We start from the raw sequence: 19,168 nt of genomic DNA, 5'->3' as shown, positions 1-19,168 counted from the left end.
AACCAAATCAAAGTCCTTAATATGCGCCGCACATTGATGCTGTTCCCCGATAGCTCAGTTGGTAGAGCAACGGACTGTTAATCCGTTTGTCGCTGGTTCGAGCCCAGCTCGGGGAGCCACTTCTTTTAAAAAGCCGCTGATTGTCTCAATCAGCGGCTTTTTTCTTTCTACGTCAAAACACTTCTTCCCGCTGCATGAATTCTTTAAGAACCTGATACAGGGTGAAGCCATCCTGCACACCAATCAGCTCTCGAATCGAATGCATCGCAAACTGCGGAACACCAATATCCAGTGTTGTTACGCCAAGGTTCGCGGCGGTCAGTGGTCCGATAGTACTGCCGCATCCCATGTCACTTCGCACCACAAAAGTCTGGTGTGGCAGCCCCAACTCATCACTGATGTGTCTATATAACGCAGCTGAACGGCTGTTGGTTGCATAGCGCTGGTTATGATTCACTTTGATCACCGGCCCTTGGTTCAATATGGGGCCGTGGTTTTCGTCGTGTTTATCCATATAGTTCGGGTGCACACCGTGCGCGTTGTCCGCCGAGACCATCATGGACCGGGCAATCGCCCTGCCCTTACCGGCGCCACACCAGCGCTCCAACACGTCACCCAGGAAGGGCCCTTGCGCGCCTTCTGCCGACACACTGCCGACTTCTTCATGGTCGTTGCACACCAGCAGTGCTGCTTCGTCTCCCGATGTTTCGAGGAGCGCTTGCAGCCCGATGTAACAGCTCAGAAGGTTGTCCAGACGGGCGGAAGCCAGAAAGTCTTCTTTCAGACCAACCAATGCGGCATTTTGCGCATCGTAAAAGCTGAGCTCATAGCCAAGAACCTTGCTGGTTTTCAGGCCGGATTCGCTGACAATCTGTTCTTTGAGCAAATCGCTGAACACTTGCGTCTCAGAGGCTTGCATCAGTATAGGCGGCAGGTCTGTCTGGGCGTTAACCGAGCGGTTACTATTGGCTTCACGGTCCAGGTGGATCGCCAGGTTCGGGATGATGGCAACGGGCTTTTTAAAATCAACCAAAACGTCCTGAACTTTCCCATCCTCATCAAGCACCGTCACCCTGCCTGCCAGGGAGAGATCACGGTCAAACCAAGGGTTCAGTAACACACCGCCGTAGACTTCAACACCTAACTGGAAGTACCCCTTGCGGCAGAGTTCCGGGTTCGGTTTTACTTTCAGGCATGGACTATCGGTATGGGCACCGACCATACGAATGCCAGAATTCTCGGCACCGTTCTTACCGGTACGAAACGCAATGATGGAAGAGCCATTACGAATCGCGTAATAGCTTTTACCTTGCTCCAGAGCCCATTCGTCCCGCTCATCCAGCTGTTCGAAACCGGATGCGTCAAGGCGTTCTTTCATAACATTCACCGCATGCCAAGGCGTGGGCGATGCGTTCAGAAACTGCAACAAGTCATTATTAAATTCAATGTGTTCCATGATCTTCCTGATTGCATGATAATGGCCACTACAGTATGGCATGAAGCCGCTAACTCGCCTACAGGCTGGCAGCTTCTCCCTATTAGTAATCCAACGATTTAAGCCGGAGCTCACTGTGTCGATACCCCGTTTCCTGGACATCGAATACTGCCAAACTGACGAAGCACTTTTCCCTGTAGCCATTGCCTGGTCTTTGGAAGATGGGCAAATGAAATCCGTAGTCATTGCTCCCGATGAAGCCTGGATTCCCGATGGCGCAGATCTCGGAGACATAGACCTGTTCTACCTCGAGGAACAGGGAGTACCTATTCTTGAGCTTGTTCGCGAGCTTCACGAAGACCTGCCGGGGCAAACGATCTACGTGGACGGCATGGATCCGGATGAGATTCTTGCAGACCTTATTTTCGAGGCCGTAAAACAAGAAACCCCTTTCGAAATTGCCCCTATCGCCGACCTGATTACCGATTTGGGCGCTGGCACTTTGGAAGACCGGCGGCGTGAGCTGATGTTTGAAGAAGGGCTCGAACCTCAGCTTCCCGAAAACGGCGTGTACGCTTTATTGCTGATGGCGCGTGAGGCCGGGTTACTGGATGACTTGCTCGGCTGAGCGCTAGAGACAACGAAGTGTGACAGGTGTCTGCGTAACAAAGCGTTACACAAGGCAGAATCTGGCGTCAGCACCGTTACTGACAGGAAGCCAGATAATAATGAATAAGGTCGCAACCCGTTTCCTCTCCACCAGCGTGATGACCCTGTGCGTGTTACCTGTTACCACTCAAGCTCAGGAAACACCCCGCTCAGACAAACACTACGTTGGCCTGCTGGCGACCACCCTTGAGCATCGTTCCATTGGAGAGTTTTCCAAAGAAGATGCCTGGAGCCAAGCAGGCACTCTGGTGATTGGTGGGCACCTGAACGATCTCATTCACGCCGAAGTCCGCTTGGGCGGCGGTTATAAAGAGGCTGAAATCAACAGTGATTTCAGCCTCGCCGTCGATTACTACGGCAGCTGGTATATGGGGTTGCACTACCCGGTAGGTGAGCTTGGCAATGTGTATGCCCAGGCAGGCTTTACTCACGTCCGTGGTGAGGCGACGCTTGAACGCCCAGATGAGCTTCGAAGTCAGGAATTTGAGGAATTTGGCGAGGACTACCCGAGCAGCAGCTTCAGCTTCAGCTGGATAGCGGGTATCGATTTTGAGTTAATCGACAGCATGTATCTGGTGCTTGAAGGCGGTAAATTGTTTGAAGATACCGATACCAATGCGAATGCCTTTCAGTTTTCATCGGGGATTCGTTACGAATTTTAATCCTGCACCGGACCTGACGCCCGCTTGAAACTTCGGGAAGGCAGGCGAGGGCCTCGCCTGCCTTCTTCCCTATTCAATTCAGACCTTGTGCTGAATATGCCAGCACTGGTGGATCTTCTGGTTCCGCTGAAAATCCTTATCCAGAGTGCTCGCAGTCACCTCTTTCACATCAAATTCCGCAGCCAAATCTTCATCCAGCTTGAACTTCCGGAAGTTGTTGGAGAAGATCAGCAAGCCATCGGTGGACAAGCGCTCCATGCATTGGCGAACCATCACACCATGATCACGCTGAACATCCAACACACCAGCCATACGGGCTGAGTTGGAGAAGGTTGGCGGGTCCATGAAGATCAGGTCAAAGGTTTGATTAGCCGTTCGCTTGTCCACCAGCCATGCCAGGCAGTCAGCCTGCTCGACCAGATGCTTACGCGGGTCTGCTCCGTTCAAGGACAGGTTATCCATCGCCCAGTTCACGTAGGTTTTGGACATATCCAGACTCAGCGAGCGACTGGCACCGCCGACAGCGGCATGTACGGTTGCTGCGCCGGTGTAACAAAACAGGTTCAGGAACCGCTTACCTTGGGCATTCTGCTGAATCCAATGGCGGACGGGGCGGTGATCCAGGAACAAGCCGGTATCGAGATAATCTTTCAGGTTAACTTTCAGCGTGCAGCCGTGTTCTTGCACGTTAAGATACTCGCCCGTCGCAGCCTGCTTTTCATATTGCTTGGTACCGCTCTGGCGCTGGCGCTGTTTGCAAACCATGTCCTTGGGATCAATATCCAGCACATCTGGAATGATAGCCAAGGCTTCAGCCAAACGTTCGCGGGCGGCCCTTTCGTCGATGGACTTTGGCGCCAGATATTCCTGAACGTGTACCCTGCCGTCATAGATATCGATGGCCAGCGCGTATTCCGGCATGTCGGCATCGTATAGGCGGTAGCTGCCAATATTTTGCTTTCTGGCCCATTGCCCGATGGATTTCACGTTCTTCTTCAAACGGTTCCGAAGCATCTCCGCCCGCTCGGCATTCACGATCCGAGGGACCACTTGGCCAGCGGCCGCTGGGTCTCTCGGAGTCCTCGCGTTTTCAGGGCGAATTTCAAACAACAGCAATTGCGCAGGCAGCTTGCCGTTAAACAGGTTGTATTGCTTGAAGCTTCTCAGCCCCACGGATTTGCCGAACTCAGGAGCGCCGGTAAACACACCCAGACGCCAGCCAGCCAGCTCACGAAGCACAACCTCACCGATGCTCTGGTAAAGCGCTGCAAGCACATTCCGCTCGCTTAACCGCTCACCGTACGGCGGGTTCGTCAAGATCAGCCCCTGATCCGCCCAGTCGTCCTGGCGGGCAAAATCGCTGAGCGAACGCTGCTCCACCGTGACAATACCTTCAAGACCGGCTCTCTGAATGTTTCTTCGGGCAGTATCCAGTACACGGCTGTCCTGATCGAATCCAGCGAATACTGGCACACGTCCCTGCTTGCCTTCGTGTGCGCGGCGCTCGGCTTCCTGGCGAATACCCAACCATAACTCAGGCTGGTGGCCGGGCCATTTCTCAAATCCGAATCGTTCCTGGCGGCGGCCCGGCGCGATATCCAGAGCCATCAGAGCCGCTTCGATCAACAATGTACCGGAGCCACACATGGGATCTACAAAATCCCCACCTGCAGTGGCGGTGGTCGGCCACCCCGCACGCAATAGAATGGCGGCGGCCAGGTTTTCTTTCAAAGGCGCCAGGCCTTGTTCCGTGCGATAGCCCCGCATATGAAGACTGTGGCCGCTGAGATCAAGACCAACGGCCAAACGGCCGCGGTTCAGCCGGGCAGAAATAGTCACGTCCGGATCTTTCTGGGCAACCGCCGGCCTCGGTGCGCCAGCGCCCCGAATGCTGTCAACGATGCCATCCTTCACTTTCTGCGCACCAAACTGGGTGTTTCTGAGCGCTTCGTTCTGCCCAAGGAAATTCACGCGAAAACTACCACCTTCAGGAATGTGCGCCTGCCAATCCAATCTCACAATGCCATCGTAAAGTTCCTCAGCACTACGAGCATCGACTTCGTCTATGTGCAGAATCACCCTGTTCGCCAACCGGGACCACATGCAAGCTCGATATCCGGCTTCCATTTCACCTTCAACCCAGACACCCGCAGGCGCATTTCGCACCAGCGTGAGGCCAAAAGTCTCCAACTCATCACCCAGGAGATACTCTACGCCCTTCGGGCAGGTTACAAAAAAGACATACTTGGACAAAATCAACTCCTGGTTTTCTAGATAAAGCTGGTAAGCCGCTGGATTCGCAGCGAAACCCAAAATGGGCTGTCATCGTTATTTCATAAATCTATAAGAAAGCATTCATATAGACGAAATCATTAGTGTACTTCTCATCAAGGTTCGTCTTACCTTGTACTTGACGCGTCGTTCTGGAAGCAACAATTAAAGCTTCCATTAACAGGATCCTGACTGCTCTGACCGGAGCTGGCAATAGTGGGTTATCCCGGATGGGACCCAAAGCCATGGTCACCGCAGATGTGTACACGCTTGTTCTGTTAATCCATAGTGAGGAACGGCATGAAAAGACAGAAAAGAGACGTTTACGCTCGTGCATTCAAGCGGGGATACCTCGCTGGCGTGTCCGGAAAATCCAAAGACAGCTGCCCCATAGATCAACCAGAAGCGCGCCAAGAATGGTTGAACGGGTGGCGAGAAGGCCGCACAGATAACTGGGAGGGCATGACCGGCGTTTCCGGCATCCACAAGTTAGCCAACGTAACCGCAACATAACCGCGGTGTTGGCCTACATCAGTTAGCTTGATCTGTTTTTTTTCACACACAGTAACACGACAATTTGACGCAGTATTCCGAGCAACCGAAACGGGGCCACCCGCCCCGTACCATGCGAAGAAGCGCCACGGGGTTTATTCCCCGCAAAGGGCCCGCCATGCGGGCCCTACCATTTTATACCTGCCACTCTTTTCGGATCGCCTCTACCGCTTCACCAATCAGCCTTGGGCCTTTATAAATAAAGCCAGTGTAGATTTGCACCAACTTAGCACCTGCCCGAATTTTCTCGGCCGCGCTCTCGGCATCTGTAATCCCGCCGACACCAATGATGGGTATCCGGTCGCCTAACTCAGCGTACAGGCCCGCAATAACTCGTACTGACGACTCACGTACCGGCGCCCCGCTCAATCCGCCGGCTTCTTGCTCGTGCTGGTGCCCCCGAACGGCGTCTCGGCTGATTGTCGTGTTGGTGGCAATTACACCATCCAACCCCGCCTCTAGCAGAGCGGCAGCCACAAACCGTACACCTTCATCATCCATGTCCGGCGCAATTTTTACTGCCACCGGCACGTATCGCCCGTGCGCTTCGTGGCAGCGTGTTTGTTCGTCTTTAATCGCGTGCAGCAACTGCTTTAATGAATCACCGAACTGCAGGTCACGCAGGCCTGGTGTATTTGGCGATGATACATTCACGGTGATGTAATCAGCGTAACGATAAACCGCCGCAATACCTTTACGATAATCAGACTCTGATTGCTCGTTCGGCGTGTCTTTGTTCTTGCCGACATTGATACCAAGTATTCCCTTATAACGCCGGTTCTCGACATTGCCGATCAAATGCTCGAGCCCTTCATTATTGAAGCCCATTCGATTAATAATGGCTTCATGCTCCGGCAACCGAAACATCCGCGGCTTTGGGTTGCCTGGCTGCGCCACAGGCGTAACCGTCCCCACTTCGATGAACCCGAAGCCTAATGCACCTAACGCGTCCAAATGATCTGCATTTTTGTCCAAGCCCGCAGCCAACCCCACCGGATTCGGAAACTCCAGACCCATAACGTTCACAGGACATGGATCAGGGTGGCGAGTAAATACATTGAGCATGCCCAACTTTTGAGCAACGTCGAGGCTCTTTAAAGCAACATGGTGAGCCTGCTCTGGCGGTAGCCGGAATAAAAAATTTCGAAGAACGGGGTACATCAGACAACTCCTTGCAAGGGGTGACGGGAGTATACCGGAAGTTTTCCACACCATCCTCTTGATCCGACAAATGTCGCCAAAAGCCGCATGCCACAGAGGCTTCCGAGGCTTTTCCACGGAATCTGTGGATAACTCTGTTAATAAGGTCGGGGCAAACGTTTCTAAGCCTTGATTACTGCGCCAGCCTACAGATTGATCATTTTTTGATCAGCATTTTAATGCTTTAATTTCAAAAGGTTACAAAGATTGAAATAAGAATTGACGAAAACCGTAACACAATGGTAGCTAGCGATTAACATTTCACAATGTGCATAAAACCGTCGGTCATTCTTGATTTTGCAAGCCCTTTTTTAATTTTTTGGGACTATACTGGCGCAAAAGGAATACATCGGAGCCCACCCGAATGGAAAGCACCTCTAGCAGCCACCAAAACCCCGAACGCAACCTCGAAGCCGAAAAGCATGCAGCCTCCAAAGTCACCATTATCGGCATGCTGCTCGACGCGTTTCTGGGTTTGATTAAAGTCGTTGCCGGTACTTTGTTCCACTCCCATGCTCTGGTGGTCGACGGAATTCATTCCTTTACCGACGTCGCCTCTGACTGGGTCGTCCTGGCCGTGATGCGGCTATCCCGCAAAGGCCCGGATGAGGATCATCCGTATGGCCACCAAAGGATCGAAACATTGGGCACCCTGTTATTGGGCAGCCTACTCATTGCGGTCGGCGCAGCTCTGGCCTGGGAAAACATACTGCGCTTAATTGCAGGCGAGGACCTGAATGTTCCGAGCTGGCCAGTGCTGGTTGCAGCAGCCATCTCTGTGTTGGGCAAAGAGTGGATTTTCCGTTACACCCGGCACGTGGGTCTCAAAATTCGCTCAGACCTGATCGTGGCCAACGCCTGGCATAGCCGCACCGATGCCATTTCATCCGTCGTTGTTCTGCTTTCAACCATCGGCGCAATGCTTGGGGTGATATGGCTGGACACGCTTGCCGCGGTGGCCGTTGCGATCATCATTGTGCACATAGGTTGGAAGTTCACCTGGGACAGTGTCAAAGAACTTATCGACACCGGCTTATCCACGGAAGATACAGAAAAGCTCCGCGCCATCGCTCTGGCAACCCCTGGCGTTAGAAACGTACATGAACTGCGAAGCCGGCGTATGGGCCAGGACATTCTGCTGGATATCGATCTCGTGGTGCGGCCGGAAATCAGCGTCTCTGAAGGTCATCAAATTGGCCTTAAGGTCGTTACCGGCATGCGTGAGGTCCTCGACAACATTCAAGACATCAACTTTCATATTGATGCAGAGAACGATGAAGCAATCCCATCACTGAATGAGCCGGATCTTCCTTCCCGGGAAGACATTCACGCGCAGCTGACACAGGCTTTAGGTGAATTGCCGCCTCATAGTCGACTGGGGCTCCACTATCTGGAACACCACGTGCACCTAGAGGTCTTTCTGGACGAGGACCACCCTGCCCCGGAGCTCACAAACCACCGGATTCGAGAAGCCCTAGCCGATGCGTCTTGGCTTGGCAGCGTCCGAATCTGGGTAGCAGCCTGATTCACTGGCCGGAATTACCGGCGGCGTTTGTCTTCCATGCGGGAAAGGAATTCCTGCATGACCAATGTGTAAAGTTCACCCCCAAGAAATTTGTCTTCAACTCCCGAGTCCATACTTGGGTTGTCGTTCACCTCGATCACCGCAACCCGGTTACCCGCTTGCTTGATGTCTACGCCGTATAACCCATTACCGATCAGACGAGTCGAATTAAGCGCCGCCTGAATCACATTTCTTGGCACCTCATAAGTCGGCATGGTTTCAAAGTCGCCGCTTTCTACCGCCGCCCCTCCGTGCTGATAGATCTGCCAATGCCCTTTCACCATCATGTATTTACAGGCGTATATTGCACGGCCACCCAGGACACCTATCCGCCAATCGTACTCGGTGTAAAAATACTCCTGCGCGAGCACCAGAGCAGACTGTTTGAACAGATCTTTCAAGCCCACTCTTAACTCGGCTTCATCCTTGGCTTTCGCCACGCCAAGTGAAAAAGCACCGTCCGGAATTTTGATCACGACCGGAAAATCCAGCTCGCTAACCACCTGCTCGACAGCATCTTTCTGGTCTTTGGAAAGAATCAGCGTCTTTGGTGTCGGCACCTTGTTGTTTTTCAGCAAGTCAGCCAAAAACACCTTATTGGTGCAGCGCAGGATAGAGACCGGATCATCAATCACCACCAAGCCTTCCGCCTCAGCCTTACGAGCGAAACGGTAGGTATGATGGTCAATCGCGGTGGTTTCTCGAATAAACAAACCATCGTATTCCGGCAACCGCATGTAATCCCGGCGCGTAATGCGTTCGACATTAATACCCAGCTTACGACCCGCACGCTCGAATCTCTTTAGCGCCGCTTCATCACTCGGGGGCATTTCCTCATCCGGATTCACCAGCATGGCAAGGTCAAAACGATAACGACGGCGCGTTTTGGGTTTGCGCCAAACCATACTGCTGAAGCGATCGAAGGCTTCTGCAAACAGGTCTTGTTCACGTTCATTTAAATCTGCCGGACACGCCGGCTTCATCGATTCGATTTGCCACTGTTTTCGGTGGCGGAACACCACCTCAAGGATTGGGCAAGGAAAGCGCTCAAACAGGGCCCGTGCCACTGGCTTCAGATCGGCATGTTCAGCTTGACCAAAGTAAGTGCGAATCCGGACTTCATGGGTAGCAGCCCGTTCGTCTGTGGAAGGATCGATCTCCTGAGCTTCATTTTCCAGCCACTGGATAACGCTAGAGTCCAACTCCTCCAGCTCAAGAGAAAACAATCCTTTGCGACTGAGATCGTTCAGCGTCATCACCGAGGGCACAACATGGTGGCCTCGCGCTTCCGCCAACAACGAGCAGTAGTAGCCCCGGCTCAGGTATTTGGCGCTCAGACAAAGGTTAATAACCCGCACCCTACTGTTAGCAGGAGCCGTAAACTTCAGGTACTGGTCAAAGGTGAGCACATCATCGCTTGGGTAATAAGGCGCCCAATCTTTCGTACGATCCACAACGATTAATAAACGGGACATAACAGACATACCTCCCTGAAGGTTCTGCCGGGCAATTGGCGCAACAATACGCCGCACCAAGGCGCGCCACAATCAACCATTGATGAGTGCTTTTACGAATGCTTGCACGCTACCGGAAGCCCCCTGTCTCTACCATAATAGCTGCAGTGGAGGAGTCTGCTCTCCTACCCGCCTACTCTGCGCTTCGGGGTTCAACCGCCATGCAAGACGTACTGCTGCGACACGCTGTCGCTGACGATCTCAAAAACCTCGTGGTGCTTGAAAACCGATGTTTTTCTGAAGACCGCATTTCACGCCGGAGCTTTCGCCGCTTTCTGGAAGTCCCCAGAGATCGGCTGATCGTTGCGGAGCTCGATTCGGAATTGGTGGGGTACTGTTTGATCCTCATGAGTGCAGCAACTCGGTTGGCCAGAATCTACTCCATTGCTGTGTCGCCGACAGTACGCGGGAAAGGTTTGGGAGAAAAACTGATCAAAGAGGCGGAGAAGGAAGCTTGCGATGCCGACCGCATCATCATGCGCCTCGAGGTGCGCGAAGATAACACCAGCGCCATCAATCTCTATCGGCGCTTGGGCTATCGCCAATTCGGCACTTACCGAGATTACTATGAAGACCAAGGCACCGCGCTGCGGTTTGAGCGGCGGATTCTGTACTACGAACCCTCAAGAGCGTTTCTTCCGGTTCCGTACTATCCACAAACCACCGAATTCACATGCGGCCCATCGGCCCTGATGATGGCCCTGTCCGCATTGGATGAACAGCAACCCCTGACCACGCTTGAAGAGCTTAAAATCTGGCGCGAAGCCACCACTATTTTCATGCTCGCCGGTCACGGCGGGTGCGGCCCCCATGGCCTCGCTCTTTCGGCTTGGCACCGTGGTTTTGCCGCCAGTGCCTGGATCAGTCAAGAAGGCGCACTGTTCAAAGATACCGTCCGTAATGACGATAAAAAGCGCGTACTGGAACTGGTACACGAAGGTTTTCTCTATGACATCGGGCAAACAGGCATTCAGATACACCACGATCCACTAACATTGGAGGCGATGGAAACCGCACTGCACAAAGGCCAGATTCCAGTCATTCTGATCAGCACCTGGCAACTAAACCGCAGCCGGGTTCCCCACTGGGTAACCGTATGCGCTATCGATGACGATTTCGTATACCTGCACGACCCGGAGATCGACGCCGAAGAAAGCGAAACCGTGGCCGATAAACAATATCTACCGATCGACAAACAGGTCTTCAGCAAGATAGCGAGCTATGGCCGCAATCAACCTCTGCAAGCAGCGGTAATTGTCGGCCCTCGGAGAGCCTGATCAGCCATTGCGGATCGCTGCTTCCTTTAACTCAGATATCCGATCCCGTAAACGAGCCGCTGCTTCAAAGTCCAGATCAGCAGCGGCTTTGAACATCTCGTCTTCGAGAGCCGCCACTTCTTTAAGCAACTCTTGCGGAGACCGCCTACTTGCTGCAACGAGGTAATCTTCCGCCTCCTCTGCAGCTTTCTGACCCGGCCGCTCTGCCTTGCGACGACCACGCCCCCCGCCAGGTGCACCTTCCATGATATCGGCGATCTTTTTGTTCAGGCCGGTCGGTGTGATGCCGTGCTCTTCGTTATGAGCCTGCTGCTTGGCACGGCGACGCTCGGTTTCATCCAGCGCTCGCTGCATGGAGCCGGTGATCCGGTCACCATAAAGAATCGCTTTGCCGTTCACGTTTCGAGCGGCCCGTCCGATGGTCTGAATCAGCGATCGCTCGCTACGCAGGAAGCCTTCTTTGTCGGCATCCAGAATGGCCACCAAAGAAACCTCGGGCATGTCCAACCCTTCCCGCAGCAAGTTGATGCCGACCAACACATCAAACTCACCCCGACGTAGATCACGAATGATCTCTACGCGCTCAACGGTATCGATGTCCGAGTGTAGATAGCGCACTCGTATGTCGTGTTCCATCAAGAAGTCGGTTAAGTCTTCCGCCATTCGTTTGGTTAACGTGGTAACCAGTACCCGTTCCTTAACCTCTACCCGAGCATGAATCTCGGAAAGCAGATCGTCCACCTGAGTCGACGCAGGCCGAACCTCAATCAAAGGGTCGAGCAAGCCTGTCGGCCGAACCACCTGTTCCAGCACCTGCCCGGCATGCTCTGCCTCGTAGTTACCGGGCGTTGCCGAGACAAAAATCATCTGTGGCGCAATTCGCTCCCACTCTTCAAACCGCATGGGGCGGTTATCCAGTGCGGACGGCAACCGGAAGCCATACTCAACCAAGGTCTCTTTCCGCGAACGGTCGCCTTTGTACATGGCACCGATTTGTGAAATCGTCACGTGGGATTCATCCACTACCAGCAAAGCATTCGGTGGCAGGTAGTCGAACAAGGTAGGTGGCGGCGCGCCCGGATCCCGACCAGACAGATACCGAGAGTAGTTTTCGATGCCGTTACAGTACCCCAACTCCAGCATCATCTCGATGTCGTAACGTGTCCGCTCCTCCAATCGCTGCGCCTCAACCAAACGATGGTTATCGCGCAGCTGTTTCAACCGCTCATCGAGTTCCACTTTGATATTTTCAACCGCATCCAGCACTTTCTGACGCGGGGTTACGTAGTGAGACTTAGGGTAAATAGTGACTCGCGGCACCCGGCGCAGCACCTCACCGGTGAGAGGGTCAAAATAACTTAACTGCTCGACTTCATCGTCAAACAGCTCAATGCGTATGGCTTCACGCTCGGATTCGGCCGGGAACACATCAATCACATCACCTCGAACCCGGTAGTTCGCCCGGTGAAATTCAACATCATTGCGGGTGTATTGCAGCTCCGCCAACCGACGCAGGATATCGCGCTGTTCAACCGGATCACCACGATCCAGATGCAGCATCATCTTCATATAGGATTCAGGATCACCCAAGCCGTAGATCGACGACACAGAGGCCACAATAATCGCATCGGGACGCTCCAGCAGTGCCTTGGTCGCCGACAAACGCATCTGTTCGATGTGCTCGTTGATCGAAGCATCTTTTTCGATAAACGTATCGGACGATGGCACATAGGCTTCAGGCTGGTAATAGTCGTAGTAGGAAACGAAATACTCCACCGCGTTGTCTGGGAAGAATTCTTTGAATTCACCGTACAACTGCGCCGCCAGAGTTTTATTATGGGCCATCACAATGGTCGGCCGCTGAACCTCCTGGATCACATTGGCGACGGTAAAGGTTTTACCAGAGCCGGTCACACCCAGCAGGGTCTGGTGTGCCAATCCTGAGTGAATACCATCTACCAGTCCGGCAATCGCCGTGGGCTGGTCGCCGGCGGGCTGATAGGGAGACTCGACACGAAACGCGCCCTCTTTGGTAGCACTAGGTGATTTACTGGCCATAACTGGCAAAGAACCTCCAATCATCAATAGCAACCATCACGGCTACTACTTACAAGAAATTTAGCGATACCGCTGCTTCATGATACCATCAGCCCGATCGACGGCCGTGTAATATTCAGCCGGGAAGTATACCCGCTGAGCGATCACGCCGGTCGCAGCCCATAAGACGCAGCTTTAAGGAGCTCAAGTTTGGACCTTCAACTTTCCAGCCGTGTACAGGCTATCAAGCCATCCCCCACCCTCGCAGTTACCAACAAAGCCGCGGAACTTCGCGCTGCTGGCCAAGACATTATTGGCTTAGGTGCTGGCGAGCCGGACTTCGATACCCCAGAGCACATCAAACAGGCCGCTATTGAAGCCATTACCAACGGTCAAACCAAGTACACCGCCGTTGATGGTACGCCTGCTCTGAAAAAAGCGATCATTGCGAAGTTCAAACGTGACAACGGCCTGGAATACGAAGCCAATCAGATTTTGGTATCCAGTGGCGGAAAGCAAAGCTTTTTCAACCTGGCTCTAGCCACATTGAACCCTGGTGACGAAGCCATCATTCCAGCCCCATATTGGGTATCTTACCCGGACATGGTGCTGGTTGCAGAAGGCAAGCCCGTCATCATCGAAACCAGTGTCGATACCCGCTTCAAGATCACCCCGGAGCAGCTTGAAAATGCGATCACTGATCGCACTCGTCTGTTTGTGATCAACAGCCCGTCCAACCCGAGTGGCATGGCCTACTCGATGGAAGAGCTAAAGGCCATTGGTGAAGTACTGAAGAAGCACCCGAACATCATGATCGCCACGGACGACATGTACGAGCCGATTCTGTGGACCGGAAAGCCGTTCTGCAACATCGTGAACGCCTGCCCCGAGCTGTATGAGCGCACCTTCGTACTGAACGGCGTTTCCAAAGCCTACTCCATGACAGGCTGGCGTATCGGTTATGCGGCAGGTCCGGCGAAGATCATCGGTGCCATGAAGAAGATTCAGTCTCAAAGCACCTCAAACCCCTGCTCTATCTCTCAGGCAGCAGCTACCGCCGCTCTTGATGGTGATCAGGCCTGTGTAAGCGAGATGGTCAAGTCATTCAAACAGCGCCACGACTGGCTGGTTGACGCCCTGAACAAGCTACCGGGTGTTGAGTGCCCATACGGCGACGGCACCTTCTACGTGTTCCCAAGCTTCCAGGGCGCGATTGACGCCACTGACGGCGTAAGCACCGATGTTGAGTTTGCCGAGAAGCTGCTGAGCGAAGCCGGCGTTGCCCTGGTTCCGGGTTCGGCTTTTGGTAGTCCCGGCCACATGCGGTTGAGCTTCGCCACCAGCATGGACAACCTCCAAAAGGCAATTGAGCGTTTGGAAAAAACTCTTGGCTAATTTTTTTAGTTGAGGGGTTGACGAGGCGGTATGGCCACACTAATATACGCGCCTCGTCACACGACGATGTTCCCCGATAGCTCAGTTGGTAGAGCAACGGACTGTTAATCCGTTTGTCGCTGGTTCGAGCCCAGCTCGGGGAGCCACTATTTCAAAAGCCTGCTAGTTCTCTGAATTAGCGGGCTTTTTTTTGCTTCGATTTTGCCTTGGACACCTGAAGTTTGATCTTGGGTTGCGGGAGATGGCTCCCACAACCCAAGCAGACAAATTCAAACGGCAACAACCTCAGCATGAACAGCCTCAAGAGCCGCCAGAGGGTCAGCAGCCTGGGTGATCGGGCGACCAATGACAAGGTAGTCGGAACCGGCTTTAAGGGCATCCGCGGGGGTCATAATGCGCTGCTGGTCACCCTTATCAGCCGTCAGCGGACGAATACCCGGGGTAATAAGCTGAAAGCCAGCACCCTGCTCGGCTTTCAAGCGCGGCGCCTCTTGAGCAGAACACACAACACCATCCAGACCGCAATTTTTTGTCAGGGTCGCCAAACGGGAGACATGCACTTCCGGCGAGTCAGTAATACCAATGCCCGCCAAATCTTCGCCAGACATACTGGTCAATACCGTCACAGCGATCAGTAGCGGCTTATCAGCACCGAATGACTCCAAACGCTCACGGCAGGCAACCATCATCTTTTCGCCACCGGAAGCATGCACGTTCACCATCCATACACCAAGATCCCCTGCAGCTGCGACAGCTGAGGACGTTGTGTTCGGAATGTCGTGGAATTTCAAATCCAGAAACACATCAAAGCCCCTGCCCTGCAGCGCCTTAACGAGCTGCGGCCCGGAACGGGTAAACAGCTCTTTGCCAACTTTCAGGCGGCACTTTACAGGGTCCAGCTGATCGACAAGCGCCAGCGCCGTGTCCTGAGAGGGAAAGTCCAAAGCAACAATAATTTTAGGATCGTGAGGGTTTTGCACAGTCGGTTTTCCCAGTCAGTAAATTAAAACGTTATTCAGCTTCCACACCTTGAATCGGTCGAACAGTTTCCCACTGCTTGCAGCTTGGGCAGAACCAATGCAACTGCTGGCCATCGAAACCACAATTCACACAGCGGTAGATCGGACGATTGGCGAGAATCAGGTGACCTATACGGCTTACTAACCGCCCTTCATCTGTGGTCATGCCTTTTTCATAGCCAGCCAACTCAACCAACCGCAGCAAGCCCCGTACCGACGGGCGCACCTCCAGTTCCTGCCGAAGCAGATCAATGGCAGCCGGCCGACTGGAGGAACGCTCAACCGATTCCACCAGTGCCAGCAACAGGCTCGTGCTCGGGTGTTGCTCATAGAGTTTTTTCAGCTTTTTAAATAAACGCCCGACATCACCGTGATCACGCTCAAGTTTCATAAGCCGATCGACCGCTTCCGGGCCAAATTGAGGATTCTGCTCGAAAACCTTCAATCCTTGTTTGCCCGCTTCCCGAAAGTTTCCTTGACGGGTGTAGAGCTTCATCAGCAACAAGGTGGCTCGCACACAAGAAGGGTCGCACTCCAGAGCTTCTCTGAATAGCTTCTTCGCGGTCCAGCGATCGTCCTCTTTGAGCGCTAAATCCGCAAGCTCACAGGTTATGTAAGCAAGGTTTTTAAACATAAGGGGATCAGCATCCGTCCGCGTAAGCGTTTTCGCGACTTGGCCAGCTTTTTCCCACTCCTTCTCTTGCTGGTACAGCTCGATCAGCTCACTTGCAGCCCGGCGACCGTAATCCCGATCGCCCATCAGCTCCTGGAAAAGCGCCTCAGCCCTATCCAACAGGCCTGCCCCCAGATAATCCAAGGCCAATTCAAGCGTCACTTTAGGTGTATAACGAGCCGGTAGCTCAGGACGAGCCAGCAGGTTTTGATGAATCAGAGTGGCGCGATCGGTCTCGCCTTTATTGCGAAAATGACTACCGATGGACAAATGGAGGCTGACCGTATCTTTGTTAACCGGCAAGGATTGCACAAAGTTTTCAACGGCTTGATCAGAATAGTTGGTGAACAGAAATTGGAGACGGTCTTTAACAGAGTCGACGTCGGATATGGTTTTACGGGAACGGCGAAATGAGCTCCCGTATCGCCCTACCAGCCAGCCGACTGCTACAGCCACCGTCAGAAGCAGCCAGTTGAACACTAGTTCCATTAAAGCGCCTGATCGTTCTGAGCCCTGGATTTCTCTAGCGCTTGCTCTGCTCGTTCAAGGCGCTTTTTAAGGTTGCGCCGGGATACCGATGAACGAAAAGACCCGACCAACATAAGCAGAACACCCACCAGTGCACCTAGCACAAAAGACGTGATAATCCAGACCGCGACACCATGAGGCTGGGTTTCAAACAAGAGGAAGTTAAGAGATACCGCCATCTGATTATTCAGCGAGAACACCAGAGCAACGACTATCAGAATAATAACCAGAATAACTAAGAGAATCTTCTGCAGTGCTGCCATCTCGTCTACGCTCCAGACGGGTAAATTTCCGATCTCATCGTGCCCTGAGATCCACTCAAAACAGGATTAGAATCCCTTTTTCAAGCTATCGTTAACCTGCTCTCGCAACTCTTTCCCGGGCTTAAAATGCGGCACATACTTCGCCGGCAGCTGCACAGCTTCGCCAGTTTTGGGATTTCGTCCGACCCGCGATTCACGGTGATGCAAAGAAAAACTGCCAAAACCTCTAATCTCAATACGCTGACCATCTGCCAATGCCTGTGACATGTGCTCAATGATGGTCTTAACAGCCAGCTCAACATCTTTTACCGAGAGCTGTGTCTGCTTTGATGCTACCAGTTCAACCAGTTCGGACTTCGTCATGAGGCACTTTCCTCTATCATTATTATTCCGCACCTAAATGCTGGATTCCAATGACTCTAGTTTAGCCAAACCAGAAAAAAACACAAAAAAAACGGGCTCTTAGAGCCCGTTTTTTTTCATTACCAACCAGACAATTAGTCTTTGTTGGCGTTTTGCTGCTGCATCTGTTCCTTAATCAGGTCACCGATAGTGGTGGCACCTGAAGTTTCTGCAGTCTTACTACGTACGCTATCCAGTGCCTGCTTGTCGTCTTCTACGTCTTTAGACTTAACAGACAGGTTGATAACACGGTTCTTGCGATCGATGCTGATGATCTTCGCTTCAACTTCTTCGCCTTCTTTCAGAACGTTGCGCGCGTCTTCAACGCGGTCACGGCTGATTTCAGAAGCTTTCAGCACTGCTTCAACTTCTTCGTTCAGGGCAATAGTTGCGCCTTTGGCGTCAACTTCAGAAACAGTACCCTTAACGATGGAGCCCTTGTCGTTCAACTGAACAAACTCGGCGAACGGATCGCTTTCAAGCTGCTTGATACCCAGGGAGATACGCTCACGCTCTGGATCAACAGACAGGATAACGGTTTCAACTTCGTCACCCTTCTTGTATTCACGAACAGCTTCTTCACCGGTTTCGTTCCAGCTGATGTCAGACAGGTGAACCAGTCCGTCGATGCCGCCATCCAGACCGATGAAGATACCGAAGTCAGTGATTGACTTGATCTTACCGGAGATGCGATCACCTTTGTTGAAGTTGCCAGAGAAGTCTTCCCAAGGGTTAGACACACACTGCTTGATACCCAGAGAAATACGACGACGCTCTTCGTCGATATCCAGGATCATTACTTCAACTTCGTCACCTACCTGAACAACCTTGGACGGGTGGATGTTCTTGTTGGTCCAATCCATTTCGGATACGTGAACCAGACCTTCAACACCTTCTTCCAGCTCAGCAAAGCAGCCGTAATCGGTCAGATTGGTCACACGAGCAGTTACCCGAGCACTTTCTGGGTAACGACCTTTGATATCGACCCAAGGATCTTCGCCCAGCTGCTTCAGACCCAGAGAAACACGATTGCGCTCACGGTCAAACTTCAGGACTTTAACATTGATTTCGTCGCCCACATTCACGATTTCGCTTGGGTGCTTGATGCGCTTCCAAGCCATGTCAGTGATGTGCAGCAGGCCGTCAACACCGCCCAGATCTACGAACGCGCCGTAGTCGGTCAGGTTCTTGACGATACCTTTGATTTCCAGACCTTCGGTCAGAGTTTCCAGCAGAGCTTCACGCTGCTCGCTGTTTTCAGCTTCCAGAACGGCGCGGCGAGAAACAACCACGTTGTTACGCTTCTGGTCCAGCTTGATAACCTTGAACTCGAGTTCTTTGTTTTCCAGGTGCGCAGTGTCGCGAACCGGACGAACATCTACCAGTGAACCCGGCAAGAAGGCACGGATACCAGCCAGATCAACAGTGAAACCACCTTTGACCTTACCGTTAATAATACCTTTAACCACTTCTTCAGCTTCGAAGGACTTCTCAAGAACCTTCCAAGCTTCGGCGCGCTTCGCTTTCTCACGAGACAGACGAGTTTCACCGAAACCGTCTTCAACTGCGTCGAGAGCTACGTCGACTACGTCGCCGATTTGTACTTCCAACTCGCCTTTTTCATTGAGGAACTGGGAGGCGGGGATAACGCCTTCGGACTTCAGTCCAGCGTTAACGGAGACCCAGTCGCTATCAACATCAACTACG

At 52.8% G+C, this 19,168-nt stretch carries 16 protein-coding genes and 2 tRNA genes; 8 read left to right on the top strand and 10 right to left on the bottom strand.

Annotation, left to right across the window (positions count from 1 at the left end):
- Positions 1-43 precede the first annotated feature (43 nt).
- Positions 44-119, top strand: a tRNA-Asn gene (locus VOI14_RS15220).
- 53 nt (positions 120-172) lie between these two features.
- Here the strand turns inward: VOI14_RS15220 and VOI14_RS15215 are convergent.
- Positions 173-1,456 (bottom strand): M18 family aminopeptidase, encoded by a 1,284-nt coding sequence (locus VOI14_RS15215; protein WP_323752894.1) that lies wholly within the window; start codon positions 1,454-1,456, stop codon positions 173-175.
- 115 nt (positions 1,457-1,571) lie between these two features.
- Here VOI14_RS15215 and VOI14_RS15210 point away from each other — a divergent pair, with 115 nt between their 5' ends.
- Both VOI14_RS15210 and VOI14_RS15205 read left to right on the top strand, forming a co-directional pair.
- A complete protein-coding gene (locus tag VOI14_RS15210; RefSeq protein ID WP_323752893.1) occupies positions 1,572-2,063 on the top strand; it encodes a hypothetical protein in 492 nt (163 codons plus the stop codon).
- Between the two features lie 100 nt (positions 2,064-2,163).
- Positions 2,164-2,766 (top strand): outer membrane beta-barrel protein, encoded by a 603-nt coding sequence (locus VOI14_RS15205; RefSeq protein ID WP_323752892.1) that lies wholly within the window; start codon positions 2,164-2,166, stop codon positions 2,764-2,766.
- A 78-nt stretch (positions 2,767-2,844) separates the two neighbouring features.
- Here VOI14_RS15205 and rlmKL read toward each other — a convergent pair whose 3' ends face one another.
- The gene (rlmKL, locus tag VOI14_RS15200; protein WP_323752891.1) at positions 2,845-5,019 is read right to left on the bottom strand and encodes a bifunctional 23S rRNA (guanine(2069)-N(7))-methyltransferase RlmK/23S rRNA (guanine(2445)-N(2))-methyltransferase RlmL; all 2,175 of its coding nucleotides are present in this window, start codon (positions 5,017-5,019) and stop codon (positions 2,845-2,847) included.
- 318 nt (positions 5,020-5,337) lie between these two features.
- On the opposite strand from rlmKL, the gene rmf reads away from it, so the two are divergent.
- Positions 5,338-5,550 carry a ribosome modulation factor gene (gene rmf, locus VOI14_RS15195; protein WP_323752890.1) on the top strand — a complete coding sequence of 71 codons (213 nt, stop codon included), beginning with the start codon at positions 5,338-5,340 and terminating at the stop codon, positions 5,548-5,550.
- A gap of 174 nt (positions 5,551-5,724) precedes the next feature.
- Here rmf and VOI14_RS15190 read toward each other — a convergent pair whose 3' ends face one another.
- The gene (locus tag VOI14_RS15190; RefSeq protein ID WP_323752889.1) at positions 5,725-6,750 is read right to left on the bottom strand and encodes a quinone-dependent dihydroorotate dehydrogenase; all 1,026 of its coding nucleotides are present in this window, start codon (positions 6,748-6,750) and stop codon (positions 5,725-5,727) included.
- Positions 6,751-7,153: 403 nt separating this feature from the next.
- Here VOI14_RS15190 and VOI14_RS15185 point away from each other — a divergent pair, with 403 nt between their 5' ends.
- Complete coding sequence (locus VOI14_RS15185; protein WP_323752888.1) at positions 7,154-8,314, top strand: cation diffusion facilitator family transporter; 1,161 nt, start codon at positions 7,154-7,156, stop codon at positions 8,312-8,314.
- Positions 8,315-8,328: 14 nt separating this feature from the next.
- Here VOI14_RS15185 and VOI14_RS15180 read toward each other — a convergent pair whose 3' ends face one another.
- The gene (locus tag VOI14_RS15180; protein ID WP_323752887.1) at positions 8,329-9,828 is read right to left on the bottom strand and encodes a RimK family protein; all 1,500 of its coding nucleotides are present in this window, start codon (positions 9,826-9,828) and stop codon (positions 8,329-8,331) included.
- Positions 9,829-10,028: 200 nt separating this feature from the next.
- On the opposite strand from VOI14_RS15180, the gene rimI reads away from it, so the two are divergent.
- Positions 10,029-11,144 carry a ribosomal protein S18-alanine N-acetyltransferase gene (rimI, locus tag VOI14_RS15175; RefSeq protein WP_323752886.1) on the top strand — a complete coding sequence of 372 codons (1,116 nt, stop codon included), beginning with the start codon at positions 10,029-10,031 and terminating at the stop codon, positions 11,142-11,144.
- Here the strand turns inward: rimI and uvrB are convergent, their stop codons facing one another.
- On the bottom strand, positions 11,145-13,202 hold the full coding sequence (uvrB, locus tag VOI14_RS15170; protein WP_323752885.1) for an excinuclease ABC subunit UvrB: 2,058 nt from the start codon (positions 13,200-13,202) through the stop codon (positions 11,145-11,147).
- A 189-nt stretch (positions 13,203-13,391) separates the two neighbouring features.
- On the opposite strand from uvrB, the gene VOI14_RS15165 reads away from it, so the two are divergent.
- Both VOI14_RS15165 and VOI14_RS15160 read left to right on the top strand, forming a co-directional pair.
- Positions 13,392-14,576 (top strand): pyridoxal phosphate-dependent aminotransferase, encoded by a 1,185-nt coding sequence (locus VOI14_RS15165; protein ID WP_323752884.1) that lies wholly within the window; start codon positions 13,392-13,394, stop codon positions 14,574-14,576.
- A 70-nt stretch (positions 14,577-14,646) separates the two neighbouring features.
- Positions 14,647-14,722 (top strand) — tRNA-Asn (locus VOI14_RS15160).
- A 123-nt stretch (positions 14,723-14,845) separates the two neighbouring features.
- On the opposite strand, the gene pyrF is transcribed toward VOI14_RS15160, so the two are convergent.
- From pyrF to rpsA, 5 genes are all read right to left on the bottom strand, one after another.
- Positions 14,846-15,556 carry an orotidine-5'-phosphate decarboxylase gene (pyrF, locus tag VOI14_RS15155; protein WP_323752883.1) on the bottom strand — a complete coding sequence of 237 codons (711 nt, stop codon included), beginning with the start codon at positions 15,554-15,556 and terminating at the stop codon, positions 14,846-14,848.
- 31 nt (positions 15,557-15,587) lie between these two features.
- On the bottom strand, positions 15,588-16,757 hold the full coding sequence (gene lapB, locus VOI14_RS15150; protein ID WP_323752882.1) for a lipopolysaccharide assembly protein LapB: 1,170 nt from the start codon (positions 16,755-16,757) through the stop codon (positions 15,588-15,590).
- On the bottom strand, positions 16,757-17,059 hold the full coding sequence (locus VOI14_RS15145; protein WP_323752881.1) for a LapA family protein: 303 nt from the start codon (positions 17,057-17,059) through the stop codon (positions 16,757-16,759). Before VOI14_RS15145 ends, lapB begins: the two co-directional genes overlap by 1 nt.
- A gap of 66 nt (positions 17,060-17,125) precedes the next feature.
- Positions 17,126-17,422 carry an integration host factor subunit beta gene (locus VOI14_RS15140; RefSeq protein WP_323752880.1) on the bottom strand — a complete coding sequence of 99 codons (297 nt, stop codon included), beginning with the start codon at positions 17,420-17,422 and terminating at the stop codon, positions 17,126-17,128.
- Positions 17,423-17,556: 134 nt separating this feature from the next.
- On the bottom strand, positions 17,557-19,168 hold a 1,612-nt coding region (gene rpsA, locus VOI14_RS15135), incomplete at its 5' end, for a 30S ribosomal protein S1 (protein WP_323752879.1).

It is taken from the genome of Marinobacter sp. (assembly GCF_034669625.1).
GTDB lineage: Bacteria > Pseudomonadota > Gammaproteobacteria > Pseudomonadales > Oleiphilaceae > Marinobacter.
Note: the sequence above shows the minus strand (reverse complement) of the source record. Positions and strands in the feature narration are given on the sequence as shown.

Excerpts from the sequence above, each read along its gene's own strand:
- VOI14_RS15215 (WP_323752894.1), bottom strand. The coding sequence starts at position 1,456 with ATGGAACACATTGAATTTAATAATGACTTGTTGCAGTTTCTGAACGCA.
- VOI14_RS15205 (WP_323752892.1), top strand. The coding sequence starts at position 2,164 with ATGAATAAGGTCGCAACCCGTTTCCTCTCCACCAGCGTGATGACCCTG.
- rmf (WP_323752890.1), top strand. The coding sequence starts at position 5,338 with ATGAAAAGACAGAAAAGAGACGTTTACGCTCGTGCATTCAAGCGGGGA.
- VOI14_RS15190 (WP_323752889.1), bottom strand. The coding sequence starts at position 6,750 with ATGTACCCCGTTCTTCGAAATTTTTTATTCCGGCTACCGCCAGAGCAG.
- VOI14_RS15185 (WP_323752888.1), top strand. The coding sequence starts at position 7,154 with ATGGAAAGCACCTCTAGCAGCCACCAAAACCCCGAACGCAACCTCGAA.
- VOI14_RS15180 (WP_323752887.1), bottom strand. The coding sequence starts at position 9,828 with ATGTCCCGTTTATTAATCGTTGTGGATCGTACGAAAGATTGGGCGCCT.
- rimI (WP_323752886.1), top strand. The coding sequence starts at position 10,029 with ATGCAAGACGTACTGCTGCGACACGCTGTCGCTGACGATCTCAAAAAC.
- uvrB (WP_323752885.1), bottom strand. The coding sequence starts at position 13,202 with ATGGCCAGTAAATCACCTAGTGCTACCAAAGAGGGCGCGTTTCGTGTC.
- lapB (WP_323752882.1), bottom strand. The coding sequence starts at position 16,757 with ATGGAACTAGTGTTCAACTGGCTGCTTCTGACGGTGGCTGTAGCAGTC.
- VOI14_RS15145 (WP_323752881.1), bottom strand. The coding sequence starts at position 17,059 with ATGGCAGCACTGCAGAAGATTCTCTTAGTTATTCTGGTTATTATTCTG.
- VOI14_RS15140 (WP_323752880.1), bottom strand. The coding sequence starts at position 17,422 with ATGACGAAGTCCGAACTGGTTGAACTGGTAGCATCAAAGCAGACACAG.